This is a genomic window from Stenotrophomonas sp. Marseille-Q4652 (assembly GCF_916618915.1).
Taxonomy (GTDB): Bacteria; Pseudomonadota; Gammaproteobacteria; order Xanthomonadales; family Xanthomonadaceae; genus Stenotrophomonas.
In genome coordinates this window covers 701,749-716,419 of the sequence record NZ_CAKAKE010000001.1, presented here as the reverse complement: position 1 = coordinate 716,419, position 14,671 = coordinate 701,749, and the positions used below count along the sequence as shown (strand labels likewise).

At 67.5% G+C, this 14,671-nt stretch carries 16 protein-coding genes; 8 read left to right on the top strand and 8 right to left on the bottom strand.

All coding sequences use genetic code 11. The features are described 5' to 3' along the window. Positions 1-33: 33 nt before the first annotated feature. The 3 genes from LG380_RS03320 to LG380_RS03310 form a co-directional block, all read right to left on the bottom strand. Positions 34-2,301 (bottom strand): thiamine pyrophosphate-dependent enzyme, encoded by a 2,268-nt coding sequence (locus tag LG380_RS03320; RefSeq protein ID WP_225763601.1) that lies wholly within the window; start codon positions 2,299-2,301, stop codon positions 34-36. Positions 2,302-2,342: 41 nt separating this feature from the next. Continuing rightward, positions 2,343-3,002, bottom strand: coding sequence for a glutathione S-transferase family protein (locus tag LG380_RS03315; RefSeq protein WP_225763600.1), 660 nt, complete (start codon positions 3,000-3,002; stop codon positions 2,343-2,345). A gap of 179 nt (positions 3,003-3,181) precedes the next feature. Further along, positions 3,182-4,003, bottom strand: a complete 822-nt coding sequence (locus tag LG380_RS03310) for a glycine zipper 2TM domain-containing protein (RefSeq protein ID WP_318780074.1) — start codon at positions 4,001-4,003, stop codon at positions 3,182-3,184. A 156-nt stretch (positions 4,004-4,159) separates the two neighbouring features. On the opposite strand from LG380_RS03310, the gene LG380_RS03305 reads away from it, so the two are divergent. Next, positions 4,160-4,378, top strand: coding sequence for a DUF6116 family protein (locus LG380_RS03305; protein ID WP_225766428.1), 219 nt, complete (start codon positions 4,160-4,162; stop codon positions 4,376-4,378). Continuing rightward, positions 4,378-5,145 (top strand): TatD family hydrolase, encoded by a 768-nt coding sequence (locus tag LG380_RS03300; RefSeq protein ID WP_225763599.1) that lies wholly within the window; start codon positions 4,378-4,380, stop codon positions 5,143-5,145. Before LG380_RS03305 ends, LG380_RS03300 begins: the two co-directional genes overlap by 1 nt. Positions 5,146-5,157: 12 nt before the next feature. Here LG380_RS03300 and LG380_RS03295 read toward each other — a convergent pair whose 3' ends face one another. After that, on the bottom strand, positions 5,158-5,988 hold the full coding sequence (locus LG380_RS03295) for a tRNA threonylcarbamoyladenosine dehydratase (RefSeq protein ID WP_225763598.1): 831 nt from the start codon (positions 5,986-5,988) through the stop codon (positions 5,158-5,160). 89 nt (positions 5,989-6,077) lie between these two features. On the opposite strand from LG380_RS03295, the gene LG380_RS03290 reads away from it, so the two are divergent. After that, entirely contained in the window at positions 6,078-6,509 is a 432-nt protein-coding gene (locus LG380_RS03290; RefSeq protein ID WP_225763597.1) for a hypothetical protein, read from the top strand. A gap of 89 nt (positions 6,510-6,598) precedes the next feature. Next, on the top strand, positions 6,599-7,081 hold the full coding sequence (locus LG380_RS03285) for a glycine zipper 2TM domain-containing protein (RefSeq protein WP_225763596.1): 483 nt from the start codon (positions 6,599-6,601) through the stop codon (positions 7,079-7,081). 74 nt (positions 7,082-7,155) lie between these two features. Here LG380_RS03285 and LG380_RS03280 read toward each other — a convergent pair whose 3' ends face one another. Beyond that, positions 7,156-7,365, bottom strand: a complete 210-nt coding sequence (locus LG380_RS03280; protein WP_225763595.1) for a cold-shock protein — start codon at positions 7,363-7,365, stop codon at positions 7,156-7,158. A 230-nt stretch (positions 7,366-7,595) separates the two neighbouring features. Here LG380_RS03280 and LG380_RS03275 point away from each other — a divergent pair, with 230 nt between their 5' ends. Continuing rightward, positions 7,596-8,081, top strand: coding sequence for a DUF456 domain-containing protein (locus tag LG380_RS03275; RefSeq protein ID WP_225763594.1), 486 nt, complete (start codon positions 7,596-7,598; stop codon positions 8,079-8,081). 85 nt (positions 8,082-8,166) lie between these two features. After that, positions 8,167-9,303: a phospholipase A gene (locus LG380_RS03270; RefSeq protein ID WP_225763593.1), complete on the top strand. Its 1,137-nt coding sequence runs from the start codon at positions 8,167-8,169 to the stop codon at positions 9,301-9,303. A 15-nt stretch (positions 9,304-9,318) separates the two neighbouring features. On the opposite strand, the gene LG380_RS03265 is transcribed toward LG380_RS03270, so the two are convergent. The 3 genes from LG380_RS03265 to LG380_RS03255 all read right to left on the bottom strand — a co-directional run bounded on the left by LG380_RS03265 (position 9,319) and on the right by LG380_RS03255 (position 11,914). Then, positions 9,319-9,954, bottom strand: a complete 636-nt coding sequence (locus LG380_RS03265; protein WP_225763592.1) for a glutathione S-transferase family protein — start codon at positions 9,952-9,954, stop codon at positions 9,319-9,321. A gap of 64 nt (positions 9,955-10,018) precedes the next feature. Further along, positions 10,019-10,324 carry a hypothetical protein gene (locus LG380_RS03260; protein WP_225763591.1) on the bottom strand — a complete coding sequence of 102 codons (306 nt, stop codon included), beginning with the start codon at positions 10,322-10,324 and terminating at the stop codon, positions 10,019-10,021. 69 nt (positions 10,325-10,393) lie between these two features. Next, positions 10,394-11,914, bottom strand: a complete 1,521-nt coding sequence (locus tag LG380_RS03255) for a fumarate hydratase (RefSeq protein ID WP_225766427.1) — start codon at positions 11,912-11,914, stop codon at positions 10,394-10,396. Between the two features lie 181 nt (positions 11,915-12,095). On the opposite strand from LG380_RS03255, the gene LG380_RS03250 reads away from it, so the two are divergent. Together LG380_RS03250 and LG380_RS03245 are read left to right on the top strand one after the other, a co-directional pair. Further along, positions 12,096-12,740 carry a trimeric intracellular cation channel family protein gene (locus LG380_RS03250; protein WP_225763590.1) on the top strand — a complete coding sequence of 215 codons (645 nt, stop codon included), beginning with the start codon at positions 12,096-12,098 and terminating at the stop codon, positions 12,738-12,740. A 58-nt stretch (positions 12,741-12,798) separates the two neighbouring features. Continuing rightward, positions 12,799-14,667, top strand: coding sequence for an ABC transporter ATP-binding protein (locus tag LG380_RS03245; protein ID WP_225763589.1), 1,869 nt, complete (start codon positions 12,799-12,801; stop codon positions 14,665-14,667). Positions 14,668-14,671: the final 4 nt, after the last annotated feature.

Genomic DNA, 14,671 nt, shown 5'->3' with positions numbered 1-14,671 from the left:
CTAAGCGGGCAGCCATTCGACAGCGGTGAAGGCTCAGCGTGCGGGCGCCAGTTCCGCCGCCGCGGCGACCACGTCGTCCTCGGCCGGCAGCACCAGCTGCGCGGCTCCGGCCAGCGGCGTGTAGGTGTCGGCACCGACCACCCGCCGTAGCGGCACGCCGCCCAGGCCCGCCTCGACCAGCGCGGTGATCACGCCCTCGCCCACCCCGGCACTGCGCCGGCCCTCGTCGACCACGAGGATGCGCCGCGCACCGGCCGCCTGCCCGGCAATCCAGTCCGCATTGAGCGGGACCAGCCAGCGCAGGTCGACCACGCGCACCTGCCAGCCGTGGGCCTGCCCGATCCGCCGGGCCGCGCGCAGGCTCATGGGCACGCCATTGCCATAGGTGAATACCACCAGGTCCTGGCCTTCGCCATAGATGCGGCCCTCGCCCAGCTCAACCGCCTGCCCCGGCGCCGGATACGGAAACAGCCAGCCGCCATCGCCTGGCGCATGCAGGTCCTTGGTCATGTACAGCGCAATCGGCTCCAGGAACACGCATACCCGGCCATCCACCCGGGCCAGCGCTGCCAGCGTGCGCAGCATGCCGACCGCATCGTCGCCACGCGACGGGCAGCCGACCACCAGGCCGGGAATGTCGCGCAGCGCGGCGATGGAGTTGTCGTTGTGGAAGTGCCCGCCAAAGCCCTTCTGGTAGCCGAGCCCGGCGATGCGCACCAGCATCGGGTTGCGGAACTGGTCGTTGGAGAAGAACTGCAGCGAGCAGGCCTCGCCGCGGAGCTGGTCGGCGGCGTTGTGCAGGTAGGCCAGGTACTGGATTTCCGGGATGGGCAGCATCCCCATGTTGGCAAAGCCCTGGGCCAGGCCAAGGATCATGGTCTCGTCCAGCAGGGTGTTGAACACCCGGCGCGGACCGAAGGCCTTCAGCAGCCCCTTGGTCAGCGTGTACACCCCACCCTTCTGCGCCACGTCCTCGCCGAACAGGACGGTGTTGCCGTACTTGCACAGCAGCTCGTGCAGGCCCTGGTTGATCTGGATGGCCAGGTGCCGCGGCGGCTGGTTCTCGGGCAGCGCCTCGCCCCAGACCTGCTGGCGCTTTTCCTCGAAGTCCGTCCGCCGGGCTTCAACCCGCACCGCCTCGGCATTGTACGGCGCCAGCGGTGCGACCACTTCTTCCAGCCACTGCAGGCGCGGACGGCGATCGGCATCCTCGGCGGCGGCAAAGCAGCGCTGGCGGGTGCGCTCGTACAGCTCGAGCACGCCCTCACGGTCCAGCAACCCGGCCTCCATTACCAGCGCAGCCGAGCGCAGCAGCGGGTCAGCGGCTTCCGCCGCGCACAGCTCCTCCAGCGGCCGCCACTCGACCTCGAAATCGGTACCGGCGTGACCCATCAGCCGCGTGGTGCGCAGGTGCAGGAAGGTCGGCCGCCGGGTCCGGCGGCAGTGCTCCACCGCCTGCTGCACCTGCCCGTAGCCCGTGGGCAGGTCGAGACCGTCGGCAGCGAAGTAATCCAGCCCCGGGCGATGGCGGAAGCTGTCGGCAATCCAGCCCGGCGGCGTCCTGACCGAGATGCCGATGCCGTTGTCCTCGCAGACGAACAGCACCGGCGCCGGCAGCTTCTGATAGCTGCTCCAGGCCGCCGTGTTGAACGCGGTCTGCGCGGTGGCGTGATTGGCCGAGGCATCGCCGAAGGAACAGATCACGATGCTGTCCCCGGGGACCGGCAGCGGCTGCCCCAGCCGGCGCCCGGCCTCCAGCGCGAGCGCGGTGCCCAGCGCCTTGGGCAGGTGCGAGGCGATGGTCGAGGTCTGCGGCAGCACCCACAACGGCCTGCTGCCCCACACCTTGTGCCGCCCGCCGCTGGCCGGGTCCTCGCGGCTGGCCGCAAAGGACAGGGCCGAATCCATTACCGGGTCCATCCCCGGCAGCTTGCGGAAGCGTTCGGCCATGAAGCCGCCGCTTCTGTAATGCAGCAGTGCCGGATCGGTGTGCCGGGTCAGGCGCGCGACCATCGCGTTGCCCTCGTGGCCACTGCTGCCGATCGTGTAGAAGACCTTGTTCTGTACCCGCAGCACCCGCGCCATCAGGTCCAGGTGACGGCTGATCAGCTGCGACTCGAACAGCTCCAGCAGGCTGGCCGCATCCAGCGCGCTGCCGGGTTGCACGGCGCCGCTGGCCGGTGGCGCGGCCAAGGGGCCGCGCCAGTGACGGACGAATTCAATGAAGTTGGCATCGCAGATCTCGGCCCGGTTCAGGCCCTTCATGCGGGCGGGAATCGGAGTGGGCACTTCGGCAAACATGCAGTCAGGGCTCCTGTCGGCTCAGAACCGGATCTAAGGGGTCAACTGGATCGGCCGATGCGCTCCAGTACGCGTGCATCGGGCTGGGGCATGGGTACGAAACCTGCCGTCTGCCCGACGCGCTGCAGCCACGCGCGGATCGAGGAGTCGTCGTCCAGCGCAATGCCACCGTGGTGGGCGACGGCGGTATAGGCGTGCAGCGCGATGTCGGCGATGCCGTAGGCGGGCCCGGTAAACCAGTCGTGCCGGGCGAGGTGCTGCTCCATCACCGCCAGCGCCTGGTGGCCGCGTTCGCGCAAGCGTGGCAGCTCGGCGCGACGCGATGAATCCAGCCCGGTCCAGCCGCAGAAGAAGCGGGCCACCGCGATGCACGGCTCGTGCGAATACTGTTCGAAGAACATCCAGCCCAGTGCCTGCGCGCGCTGCGAGCCATCGGTCGGGAGATACGGCGTACCTTCCGCCAGCCAGTACAGGATCGCGTTGGACTCGGTGAGCACGCGGCCGTCCCGGCGCTGCAGCACCGGCACCCGGCCATTGGGATTGAGGGCAAGGAACTGCGGCGTGCGGGTCTGTCCGCCCGGCACGTCCACCTCGACCCAGGCATAGCGGGTACCCAGCTGCTCCAGCAGCAGGCGCACCTTGTGGCAGTTGCCCGAGGCGGACATGCCATGCACGGTCAGGGGCGCGACAGTGGAGGACATCCTCGGGACTCCGGCAGCCAGGGCCGGGCCATCTCATCGCAGTTGCCGGGCTTTTGAAAGTGCGGTCGCAGCATTGCCCGGCTCCGCGCCGCCGCTCCCCGGCACGCCTGGCGATCGGCACCCGCACAGGAAAAAGGCCGGCATGTGCCGGCCTTTTTCAATCACTGCAACGCGGGGAGTTACTGCCGGCTGCCGTCCGCATCGATGGCAGCGGTGCTGGTCACCAGCTGGCCATCAAGCACCGGCAGGCGGTCGCTGGCCGGCTTGTCGTCCAGGCGCACGGTCTTTTCCTGGCCGTCGTAGCGGTAGGTGACGTCATAGCCGATCACGCTGTCGGTCTTGCCCATGGCGATGCGGTTGCCCGGCTTGCTGTCCATGCGCATGGTGCCGGTGGTGCCATCGGCGTTGCGGTAGGTGACGTTGTAGCCGGTCACGCGCGAGGACTCGGACGTCGCGTTCTCGGTACGGCACTGGCGCTCGGTGCGGGTGACCACGCGGCCACCGACATGGCGCTTGTCGACCTGGTTGCCAATCACGCCGCCGGCCACGGCGCCAGCCGCGGTCGCCGCCTTCTTGCCGTTGCCGCCGCCAACCTGGTTGCCGATCAGGCCACCGATGACCGCACCGGCCACGGTGCCACCGACGTTGCCGTCACGCTCGGGCAGACGCTCCTGCACGACCACGTCCTCGCAGACCTCGCGCGGCACGTTGGTGGTGGTGGTCTCGCGCACCGGCTCGCTGCCGATCACGGTGGCGTACTGCGGTTCCTTCTGGGTCACCGGGTTGACCTTGATCACGTCGGCATATTCGAGCTTGCCACCGGCCGCCAGGGCGTCGGTCAATGCGGCATCGTCGACCACCATCGAACTGTCCAGCACCGGGTTCGGGCCACCAGCCAGATCACCGGGCTTGTCGCGGCTGCTCATGAAAGCCGCAGTGGCAATGCCCCCCACCAGCAGCGCACCAGCGGCAACCAGAATCGTCGTCGTGTTGTTCTTCATTGCCTGCTCCAGCGGACAGTGCCGCAATTCATCAAGGCGGCATTCCAGCACGGCCAAGCTGAATAAATCCACGCCCCGTTAATGCCATGTATGCAGAAGCTGCGCGGCATCTCAGTAATCTGCGTGATAGCGTTCGCAATCCCCGAGGACACCACCATGCCAAGCCCGATGTTGTTGCCACTGATGGGGTGGGCCCGCAGGCTTCGCTACCCCACCCTGTTCAAGCTGACCGCCGCGTTGTTCGTACTGACGCTGTTCATTCCGGACCCAATCCCGATGCTGGACGAGATCCTGCTGGGCCTGGGTACGCTGCTGCTCGCCAACTGGAAGACCCGCCGCGATCCGGCGCCCGCCGTCCTGCCGCCTCGCCGTTGATGCAACTGGTCGACAGCCACTGCCACATGGATGCAGGCGAGTTCGATCCGGACCGCGACGAAGTTGTGGAGCGCGCGGTCGCCGCCGGGGTGGTCGCCCAGGTGGTGCCCGCGATCACCGCGGCCAGCTGGCCGAAGCTGCGCGAGGTATGCCAGCAGCATCCCGGCCTGCATCCGGCCTACGGCCTGCACCCGGTGTTCCTGGACCAGCACCAGGATGCGCACCTGGAGGAACTGCGCGAGTGGATCGAGCGCGAACGCCCCTGCGCGATCGGCGAATGCGGGCTGGACTTCTTCATCGAGGAGCTGGCCCGCGAGCGGCAGCAGTTCCTGTTCGAGGCACAACTGAGGCTGGCCGCCGAGTTCCACCTGCCGCTGGTGATCCACGCCCGCCGCGCAGTGGAGGAAGTCATCGTTGCGCTCAAGCGTGTTGGCAACCTGCGCGGCGTGGTGCACAGCTTTGGCGGCAGCCCGGAACAGGCGAAGCAACTGTGGCAGCTCGGCTTCCACATCGGACTGGGCGGGCCGCTGACCTACCCGCGGGCGAACCGCCTGCGACGGCTGGTCACCGAAATCCCGCTCGAGCAGCTGCTGCTGGAAACCGACGCCCCTGACCAGCCCGATGCCGGCATTCGCGGCCAGCGCAACGAGCCGGCGCGGCTGACCACCATCCTGGACACGGTGGCCGAACTGCGCGGGCAGTCCCGCGACGAAATTGCCCGGGTCACCAGCGACAACGCGCGGCAGCTGTTCGGACTGCCGCTGTAAGGGTTTGTCCGCTCAGTCCGCGGCGGCGGCAGCCGCTTCCCCGGACTTCTCCGCAATCCCGGGCTTGAGCAGCATCTCCAGCGCCTTGCCGACGGCAGCAAAGGCAAACGCGCCGGTGATATGCGTGGCTGCGCCGAGGCCGGCACCGCAGTCCAGGCTCAGCGCCGCATCCGGGCCGAGATTCGGGCGGATGCCGCAGACGCTGCCATCGGCCTGCGGATATTTGACGTTCTCCAGCGAGTACACCGCCGGTACGCCGAAATAGCGCTTCGGATTGGACGGGAAGTTGAAATCGCTGCGCAGCTTCTTGCGGATCAGCGCCAGCATTGCATCGTGTTCGGTACGCGAGACATCGCGGATGCGGACCTGGGTCGGATCGGTACGGCCACCTGCCGCGCCCACCGTGAGGATCGGCAGCTTGCGGCGGCGGCACCAGGCAATCGCCTCGACCTTGACCCGGAAGCTGTCACAGGCGTCGATCACCAGGTCAAATCCCTGGTCGAGCAGCTCGGCCTGGTTGGCCGGGGTCAGGAACGATTCGACCACGCTGATCTCGCACAGCGGGTTGATCGCGCGGCAACGCTCGGCCATGGCCACGGCCTTGTTGCGGCCATACTGGCCTTCCAGCGCCGGCAACTGCCGGTTGGTGTTGGAGACGCAGATGTCGTCGGCGTCGATCAGGGCCAGGTGCCCGACCGCCGAGCGCGCCAGCGCCTCCACCACCCACGAGCCGACACCGCCCATGCCGACCACGGCGACGCGGCAACCGGCCAGGCGTTCGACCGTACCGGCCCCGTACAACCGGTCGATGCCGGCAAAGCGATCACGCAGTTCTTTCTTCATCGGCACATTTTAGTGCGCGCCGCACCGTCGCGCTGGGCCATGGCGTGGGCGGCGTCGTACCATCTGCGCCCTGTCCCCGGAGCCCCGACATGTCCGATACCCCGCGTCCGCCTTCTGCTGCCCTGCGTTACCTCGTTGTCCTGGTCGTCGGCCTGATTGCCGGCGCGGTGATGACGGTGATGGCCGTGCGCGCCATCCAGGAACGCCGCGACCCGTTCCCGGAAAGCCTGATGCACGTCATGGGTCGGCAGTCGCAACTGCTGCGCCAGAGCCAGGAGCAGAACCGCTGTGCCGGTGCCGACGTGCTGCCACGCCTGCAGACCCTGCGCGCCCTCAGCAACGACATGGACCTGGCGTTCCCCGACCTGCGCGATGACGCACGCTTCCAGCAGCACGCCAGCCAGTTCCGCGCCACGCTCAACGATGCCCTGGCCACGCCGCCTGCCGACTGCGCAGAACTGGGCCGGCTCAATGAACAGTTGAAGTCCGACTGCCGCGCCTGCCACCAGGATTTCCGCTGAGCGCGGAATGATTGGCGTGCCGTTCACGCACGAACAGACAGGATCAGCCCTCACGCGGCGTGTCCGCACCACTGCCCAGGAGAAAGAGCATGAGGTTCCAGTTGATCGCCATCGGCGCAGTTGCCAGCCTGGCCCTGGCAGGCTGCGCGTCTTCCCCCGGTTACAGCAATACCGGCGGCTACAACACCGGTTACGGCAATTCCGGCTATTCCACCTCCGCCCGCTGCGCTGACTGTGGCATCGTGACCCGCATCAATACCGTGCAGTCCGGCCGTACCGCCCCGGCAGCGACCGGCGCCGTGCTCGGCGGCATCGTCGGCGCCGTGGCGGGCCACGAGATCTCCGACAAGACCGGTGGCAGCAAGGGCAACCAGAACATCGCCGCCGTGGCCGGTGCCGCCGCGGGCGCACTGGCCGGCAACAAGATCCAGCAGAACGTCACCGGCGAGTCCTATGACATCCAGGTGCGCATGGACGACGGCCGCGTGATCGTGGTCAACCAGAAGGACCTCAACGGCATCCGCGAGAACACCTACGTGCGCGTGGTGAACGGCCGCGTGGTCCTGCGCTGATCGCTACGGAACCCCGGAAACAGACAAGGCCCGCTTTAGCGGGCCTTGTTCTTGCTGGCAAAGGGGGAAGCAGATCAGTCCGGCTGCACTGCGTCGGCCTGCAGGCCCTTCTGGCCCTGGACGACGGTGAAGCTGACCTTCTGACCTTCCTTCAGGCTCTTGAAGCCTTGGGTCTGGATGGCGCGGAAGTGCACGAACACATCTTCGCCGTTCTCGCGGCTGATGAATCCGAAGCCCTTGGCATCATTGAACCACTTGACGGTACCGGTTTCGCGATCTGCCATCTCTGCTGACTCCCTGTGACGCTGGTTATATGGTTACGCCCTGGTCGGCGGCTGACTGCAAGGAGGAAGCGAGGTGCAGCGATGTAGCGGATCTTCGGATCTACCCATCAGGCCACGATTCACGGTGACCTTGCCAAGCTCAGCGGCTGCAACTTAACCCGCGCCAAACGAAAATGCAATGCATGTCGCGTGCCAGTGTCAAGACCCCTTAGACACCCATACTGCGCCCCATGGACCATTCATTCATCTTGTACCTGCTGGCCGTCCTGATGGTGCTCGCGGGCATCGCCGGGGTCCTGCTTCCCGCCCTTCCGGGCATCCCGCTGGTGTTCGCCGGCCTGCTGCTCGCAGCCTGGGCAGACGGTTTCGAGCACGTGGGCTGGCTGCCGCTGGTGCTGCTGGCATTGCTCACCCTGTTCTCCTTCGTCGTCGACCTGCTGGCCACGGTCGTCGGCGCCAAACGGGTCGGTGCCAGCAGCAGGGCCCTCTGGGGTACGGCGGTCGGCACCGTGGCCGGCCTGTTCTTCATGCCCTGGGGATTGTTCCTCGGGCCGCTGCTGGGCGCCCTGGTTGGCGAGTACCTGCACGGTCGCCAGCTTGGCCACGCCACCCGGGTCGGGCTGGGCACCTGGCTTGGCATCCTGCTGGGACTGGCATGCAAGGCCGCGCTGGTGGTGACGATGCTGGGCGTGTTTGCCTTCGCGTGGTTTTTCTGAGCCGTCTTGGCGCGGCTTTGACTTCCGTTGCCGGACATTGAACGATTCCTGCTGCCCTGCGGCCCTGCCCTCGAACGGACTACCCATGCACCGCAACCTTCTGCGCGATGCCATATCGTTTTCCCTGCTTTCGCTTCCGCTTGCCGTGGCCGCGCAGGAGGCCCTGCCTACCCCCGCATCTCCCGAAGCCTGCCTCGCGCTGGATTCCGACGCCCTGCGCCTGGCCTGTTATGACGCCGCGCTAGGACGTGTAGCCAACGATACGAAGACCGCTGACCTGGCGGCCTCGGTCGCCTCGCAGGCGATAAAGGCTGAAAAGCAGGCCATGTCCGAAACGCGGGAGGAGCAGCGCCGCCCAGAGCTGTTCGCCCACGACGAGCTGCGCGCTGTAGCCGCCAACGCCGGCAAGGGCTCGCTGCTGGACAGCCGCTGGGAACTGGCCAAGGACTCAAAGCTGGGGACCTTCCAGCTGCGTGCCTACAAGCCGGTCTACCTGCTGCCCGCGTACTGGAGCAGCAAGCCCAACCAGATGCCGCAGTCGCCCAATCCGCGCAACTCGGTGGATGTGCCCGAAGACCTCGGCAGCACCGAACTCAAGTTCCAGCTGAGCTTCAAGACCAAGCTGGCCGAGAACCTGTTCGGCTCCAACGGGGACATCTGGGCTGGCTATACCCAGAGCTCGCGCTGGCAGGCCTACAACAGCGAGCTGTCGCGCCCGTTCCGCGAGACCAACTACGAGCCAGAGCTGATGCTGGCCTTCCGCAACGGCTATTCGCTGTTCGGCTGGAACGGGCGCATGACCGCGATCCACCTCAACCACCAGTCCAATGGCCGCTCAGACCCGTTGTCGCGCAGCTGGAACCGCGTGATCCTCAACGTCGGGCTGGACCGCGACAACTGGGCGATCATGCTGCGTCCCTGGTACCGCGTGCCGGAAAGCGGTGGGGACGACAACAACCCGGACATCGCCGACTACATGGGACGCGGCGACGTCACCGTGACCTGGAACAAGGACGGCCACGCGCTGGCGCTGATGGCCCGTCATTCGCTGCGCGGCGGCGACCGCTCGCACGGTGCGCTGCAGCTCGATTACGGCTTCCCGCTCAGCAAGCTGCTGCGTGGCCACGTGCAGGTGTTCGACGGCTATGGCGAGAGCATGATCGACTACAACCACAAGGCGACCTACGTCGGCGTGGGCGTATCGCTGCTGGATTGGTTCTGAGGCCGGCGACCGGGCTCACGTCCAGTCGCTGATGCCCTCGCGCCGGTAGACCTCGGCAAACGACGGCCGCGCCTTCATCCGTTGCGCATGCGCAAGCAGGCTCGGCCAGCTGTCGGTCGGCCGCGGCATGTTCCGGCTCCAGCGCATCAGCATGGTCAGGACGAAGTCCACCGCCGACAGCGGGTGACCCAGCACATAAGGACCGTGGGTGGCCAGGTGGTCGGCCATTTGCTGCCAGGCAGCTTCGAGCTGGGCCCGGGCGCGCTCCTTGACCACGGCGATGTTCGCCTCGCCGGCCGGCTCGTGCGGGTAGAACCATGCGCGGTAGGCCGGCATCAGCGTATAGACGCAGAAGCACATCCAGCGGTAGTAGTCACCGCGCGCCGGCGTGCCCGGCGCTGGCGCCAGTCCGGCCTGCGGATGCAGGTCGGCCAGGTGCATGGCGATGGCCGCCGACTCGGTCAGCACTTGGCCATCGATCACCAGCGTCGGCACGCGGCCGACCGGATTGAGCGCCAGGTACTCCGGCGACTTCTGCTCGCGCCGGTCGAAATCCAGCTGGCGGAGTTCGTGCTCGATGCCCAGCTCGATCAGCAGCCAGTGCACGACCAGCGAGGCAGTGCTTTGCGATCCATACAGGACGACGGACATGGGCCTCTCCCAGCAGGATGAGGCCGCATTCTAGCCACCGGAATGCCGGTGCCGGGACAATGACTCAGTTGCAGCTGGCCATGCAGCTGTTGAGCCTTTCCCCGCACACCGCTGCCGCCGAGCGGTTCTGGCAGAACGCCTGCGAGGTCTGGCAGGCGCCGCGCAGTTCCGGATCGTTGATGCTGTCGCACTGGTTGCGGCGGCTGTCGGCGCCGCAATCACCAAAGCCCTTGGGATTGGCATTGCACGCCTGGTAGCGGGCCTGGCAGTACTCCACGCAGGCTGCGGGATCATTGCGGGGAATGCCAGGACCACCGTGGGCGCAACCGGCCAGCAGCAGGGTCGACAGCAGCATCGCAGGCAGGCGCATGGGCGATCTCCTTGAACGACAACGGCCCGAGCATAGCCCGGGCCGTTGCGTCGGATCAGCTGCGTAGGCTTATTCCACGACCACCGGGATCTTGCCGATGCGGGCCTGCCACTCGCGCGGGCCGGTCTTGTGTACCGACTCGCCAGTGGAATCCACGGCCACGGTCACCGGCATGTCCTGGACCTCGAACTCGTAGATCGCCTCCATGCCCAGGTCAGCGAAGCCGACGACCCTGGCCGCCTTGATCGCCTTGGACACCAGGTAGGCCGAACCACCGACGGCCATCAGGTAGGCAGACCTGTGCTTCCTGATTGCCTCGATCGCGGCCGGGCCGCGCTCGGCCTTGCCGACCATGCCCAGCAGGCCGGTCTGCTCGAGCACCTGCTCGGTGAACTTGTCCATGCGGGTGGCGGTGGTCGGGCCGGCCGGGCCGACGACCTCGTCACGCACCGGATCGACCGGGCCGACGTAGTAGATGAAACGGCCCTTCAGGCTGACTGGCAGCTCCTCGCCACGGTTGAGCATGTCGACCATGCGCTTGTGCGCGGCGTCGCGGCCGGTGAGCAGCTTGCCGTTGAGCAGCAGGGTCTGGCCCGGCTTCCACGAAGCCACCTCTTCCGGGGTCACGGTGTCGAGGTTGACTCGGGTGCCCTTGGAGGCGTCGTAGGTCAGCTTCGGCCAGTCTTCCAGCGACGGCGGGTCCAGCATCACCGGGCCGCTGCCGTCCAGGGTGAAGTGGGCGTGGCGGGTGGCGGCGCAGTTGGGGATCATCGCCACCGGCAGGTTGGCCGCGTGGGTCGGGTAATCCTTGACCTTGATGTCCAGCACCGTAGTCAGGCCGCCCAGGCCCTGGGCACCGATGCCCAGCGCGTTGACCTTTTCATACAGCTCCAGGCGCAGCTCCTCGGCACGGTTGGACGGGCCCCGGGCCTTGAGGTCGTTGATGTCGATCGGCTCCATCAGCGCTTCCTTGGCCAGCAGCATCGCCTTTTCGGCGGTGCCGCCGATGCCGATGCCGAGCATGCCCGGCGGGCACCAGCCGGCGCCCATCGTCGGCACGGTCTTGAGCACCCAGTCGACGATCGAGTCCGACGGGTTGAGCATGGCGAACTTGCTCTTGGCTTCCGAACCACCGCCCTTGGCGGCCACGATCACTTCCACAGTCTTGCCCGGCACGACCTTGACGTTGACCACGCCCGGAGTGTTGTCCTTCGTGTTCTGGCGCTTGCCGGCCGGATCAGCCAGCACCGAGGCGCGCAGCTTGTTGTCCGGGTGGTTGTAGGCGCGGCGGATGCCCTCGTTGGCCATATCCTCGACACCCATGGTGGCGTCGTCCCAGCGCACGTTCATGCCGATCTCGAGGAACACGGTGACGATGCCGGTGTCCTGGCAGATCGGGCGGTGGCCCTCGGCGCACATGCGCGAGTTGATCAGGATCTGCGCCATGGCCTCCTTGGCGGCCGGCGATTCCTCGCGCTCGTAGGCGGCGGCAAGGTTCTTGATGTAGTCGACCGGGTGGTAATAGGAGATGTACTGCAGGGCGTCGGCAATGGACTGGATCAGGTCTTCCTGCTTGATCGAAACCGGCAGGCTGGGGTCGCGGGTGGGGTTGGACTGGCTCACAGCGGGCTAAACCTGGCTAGCGGTGGGTAACCGCGCAATTCTACTCCTCACGCACCCATCACGCCCTCCAATCGAGCGATTGCAGCCATAGACCGCCACTATCAACCAGTCGCTGGCCGTGGTTGCGGGCGGCGGCGACAATGCCTGCATGCAGACCTTCATCCTCGTCCTCGACCTGGTCGGAACCTTCGCCTTCGCCCTGAGCGGCGCCACCCTGGGCGTGCGCCGCAAGCTGGACATCTTCGGCGTGCTGGTCCTGTCCTTCGCCGCCGCGGTGGCCGGGGGCATGACCCGCGACGTGCTGATCGGCGCCACCCCGGTGGCCGCGATCAGCGACTGGCGCTATCCCGCCACCACCCTGGTGGCGGGCGTCGTCACCTTCTACTGGGCGCCGCTGATCGAGCGATTGCAGTATCCGGTGCGGATGTTCGACGCGATGGGCCTGGCGCTGTTCGCGGTGACCGGCACGGAAAAGGCGCTGGCCCACGGCATCGACCCGCCGATGGCGGCCGCGCTGGGCATGCTCTCGGGCATCGGCGGCGGCATTGCCCGCGACGTGCTGATGGCACGGGTACCGCTGGTGCTGCAGGCCGAGCTGTACGCCGTGGCCGCGCTGGCCGGGGCGGCCGTGGTGGCCGGGGGCGCGTGGCTGCACCTGCCGGCCGTGGTCTGCACGGTGGGCGGTGCGCTGCTGTGCTTCGGCCTGCGGGTGATGGCGATGAAGTACGGTTGGCACCTGCCGGTGGCGCTGCAGTCCAACGAGCCACCGCCGCCGGAAGGCCCGCTGCGTTGACCACCATCCTCTCACCGGGCCGGCGCTAGCCTTCAGGCGACCGCCACCTCACCCAGCCATGCCCAGCCGCCCAGGTCCCGCCCCCGCCCAATCCAGCCCCAGCCTGCGCGAGCGCTTCCGGGCGATGCGCAACGTGCCGCCGTTCCTGCGGATGATCTGGAAGACCAGTCCCGGACTGACCCTGCTCAGCCTCGGCCTGCGCCTGATCCGCTCGCTGCTGCCGCTGGCGATGCTGTACGTCGGCAAGCTGATCATCGACGAGGCGGTGCGGCTGGCCGGCCTGCCGGGCACCTTCCCGCCGCTGGAACAGGCGATTTCCAGCGGCCTGCTGTCGCCCCTGCTCGGCCTGCTGGCACTGGAGCTGGGCCTGGCCGTGGCCGCCGACCTGCTCGGCCGGCTGGTCAGCTACGCCGATGGCCTGCTGTCGGAGCTGTTCACCAATGCCAGCTCGATCCGGCTGATGGAGCATGCTGCCGAGCTGGACCTGGAGGACTTCGAGGACGCCGACGTCCAGGACAAGCTGGACCGCGCGCGGCGCCAGACCATGGGCCGCATGAACCTGATGAGCCAGCTGTTTGGCCAGGTGCAGGACGCGATCACCGTGGCCAGCCTGGCCGTCGGTCTGGTGGTGTACGCCCCGTGGCTGATCGTGCTGCTGGCCGTGGCCCTGGTGCCGGCCTTCATCGGCGAGTCGCACTTCAACGCGCTGGGCTATTCGCTCAACTTCCAGTGGACGCCCGAGCGCCGCCAGCTCGAATACCTGCGCCAGACCGGTGCCAGCGTCGAGAGCGCCAAGGAGGTGAAGATCTTCAACCTCCATCCGTTCCTGATCGAGCGCTACCGCACGCTGGCAACGAAGTTCTACCTGGCCAACCGCTCGCTGGCCCGCCGGCGCGCAGCCTGGGGCACCCTGCTGGCCGCGCTCGGCACGCTGGGCTACTACGCCGCCTACGCCTACATCGCCTGGCGCACGGTGCGCGGTGATTTCTCCATCGGCGACCTGACCTTCCTGGCCGGCAGCTTCCAGCGCCTGCGCCAGCTCCTCGAGGGTCTGCTGGTCGGGTTCTCGCAGGTCGCCAGCCAGGCGCTGTACCTGGACGACCTGTTCTCCTTCTTCGCCATCGAGCCGGAGATCCACAGCCCGGCCAACCCGCTGCCGGTCCCCCGCCCGATCCGCCAGGGCTTCGTGTTCGAGGACGTGGGCTTCCGCTATCCCGACGCCGAGCGCTGGGCCGTGCGCCACCTCAGCTTCGAGCTGCATGCCGGCGAGGTGCTGGCCCTGGTCGGCGAGAACGGCGCCGGCAAGACCACCCTGGTCAAGCTGCTGGCCCGGCTCTACGACCCGGACGAGGGCCGTATCCTGCTCGATGGCCGCGACTTGCGCGACTACGACCTGGACGACCTGCGCGCCAACATGGGCGTGATCTTCCAGGACTTCGTGCGCTACCACCTGACCGCCGGGGAGAACATCGGCGTCGGCCTGGTCGAGGCAATGGACGACCAGGCGCGCATCCGCGAGGCTGCGCGCCGGGCGATGGCCGACGAGGTGATCGGATCACTGCCCGGCGGCTATGACCAGCTGATCGGGCGCCGCTTCAAGACCGGCGTGGACCTTTCCGGTGGCCAGTGGCAGAAGATCGCCATTGCCCGCGCCTACATGCGCGATGCGCAGGTGATGATCCTCGACGAGCCCACTGCCGCGCTGGATGCACGCAGCGAGTTCGAGGTGTTCCAGCGCTTCAAGGAGCTGTCGGACAACCGGACCGCAGTGCTGATCTCGCACCGTTTCTCCTCGGTGCGCATGGCCGACCGCATCCTGGTGCTGGAACAGGGCCGGATCGAAGCCAGCGGTACCCACGAGGAACTGATGGCCGCCGGCGGCCGCTATGCCGAGCTGTTTGAACTGCAGGCGGCGGGCTATCGCTGAGGCG

What these genes read in the sequence shown, in the direction of transcription:
- LG380_RS03320 (WP_225763601.1), bottom strand. Translation starts at nt 2,301, where the DNA reads ATGTTTGCCGAAGTGCCCACTCCGATTCCCGCCCGCATGAAGGGCCTG.
- LG380_RS03315 (WP_225763600.1), bottom strand. Translation starts at nt 3,002, where the DNA reads ATGTCCTCCACTGTCGCGCCCCTGACCGTGCATGGCATGTCCGCCTCG.
- LG380_RS03310 (WP_318780074.1), bottom strand. Translation starts at nt 4,003, where the DNA reads ATGAAGAACAACACGACGACGATTCTGGTTGCCGCTGGTGCGCTGCTG.
- LG380_RS03305 (WP_225766428.1), top strand. Translation starts at nt 4,160, where the DNA reads ATGCCAAGCCCGATGTTGTTGCCACTGATGGGGTGGGCCCGCAGGCTT.
- LG380_RS03300 (WP_225763599.1), top strand. Translation starts at nt 4,378, where the DNA reads ATGCAACTGGTCGACAGCCACTGCCACATGGATGCAGGCGAGTTCGAT.
- LG380_RS03295 (WP_225763598.1), bottom strand. Translation starts at nt 5,988, where the DNA reads ATGAAGAAAGAACTGCGTGATCGCTTTGCCGGCATCGACCGGTTGTAC.
- LG380_RS03290 (WP_225763597.1), top strand. Translation starts at nt 6,078, where the DNA reads ATGTCCGATACCCCGCGTCCGCCTTCTGCTGCCCTGCGTTACCTCGTT.
- LG380_RS03285 (WP_225763596.1), top strand. Translation starts at nt 6,599, where the DNA reads ATGAGGTTCCAGTTGATCGCCATCGGCGCAGTTGCCAGCCTGGCCCTG.
- LG380_RS03280 (WP_225763595.1), bottom strand. Translation starts at nt 7,365, where the DNA reads ATGGCAGATCGCGAAACCGGTACCGTCAAGTGGTTCAATGATGCCAAG.
- LG380_RS03275 (WP_225763594.1), top strand. Translation starts at nt 7,596, where the DNA reads ATGGACCATTCATTCATCTTGTACCTGCTGGCCGTCCTGATGGTGCTC.
- LG380_RS03270 (WP_225763593.1), top strand. Translation starts at nt 8,167, where the DNA reads ATGCACCGCAACCTTCTGCGCGATGCCATATCGTTTTCCCTGCTTTCG.
- LG380_RS03265 (WP_225763592.1), bottom strand. Translation starts at nt 9,954, where the DNA reads ATGTCCGTCGTCCTGTATGGATCGCAAAGCACTGCCTCGCTGGTCGTG.
- LG380_RS03260 (WP_225763591.1), bottom strand. Translation starts at nt 10,324, where the DNA reads ATGCGCCTGCCTGCGATGCTGCTGTCGACCCTGCTGCTGGCCGGTTGC.
- LG380_RS03250 (WP_225763590.1), top strand. Translation starts at nt 12,096, where the DNA reads ATGCAGACCTTCATCCTCGTCCTCGACCTGGTCGGAACCTTCGCCTTC.
- LG380_RS03245 (WP_225763589.1), top strand. Translation starts at nt 12,799, where the DNA reads ATGCCCAGCCGCCCAGGTCCCGCCCCCGCCCAATCCAGCCCCAGCCTG.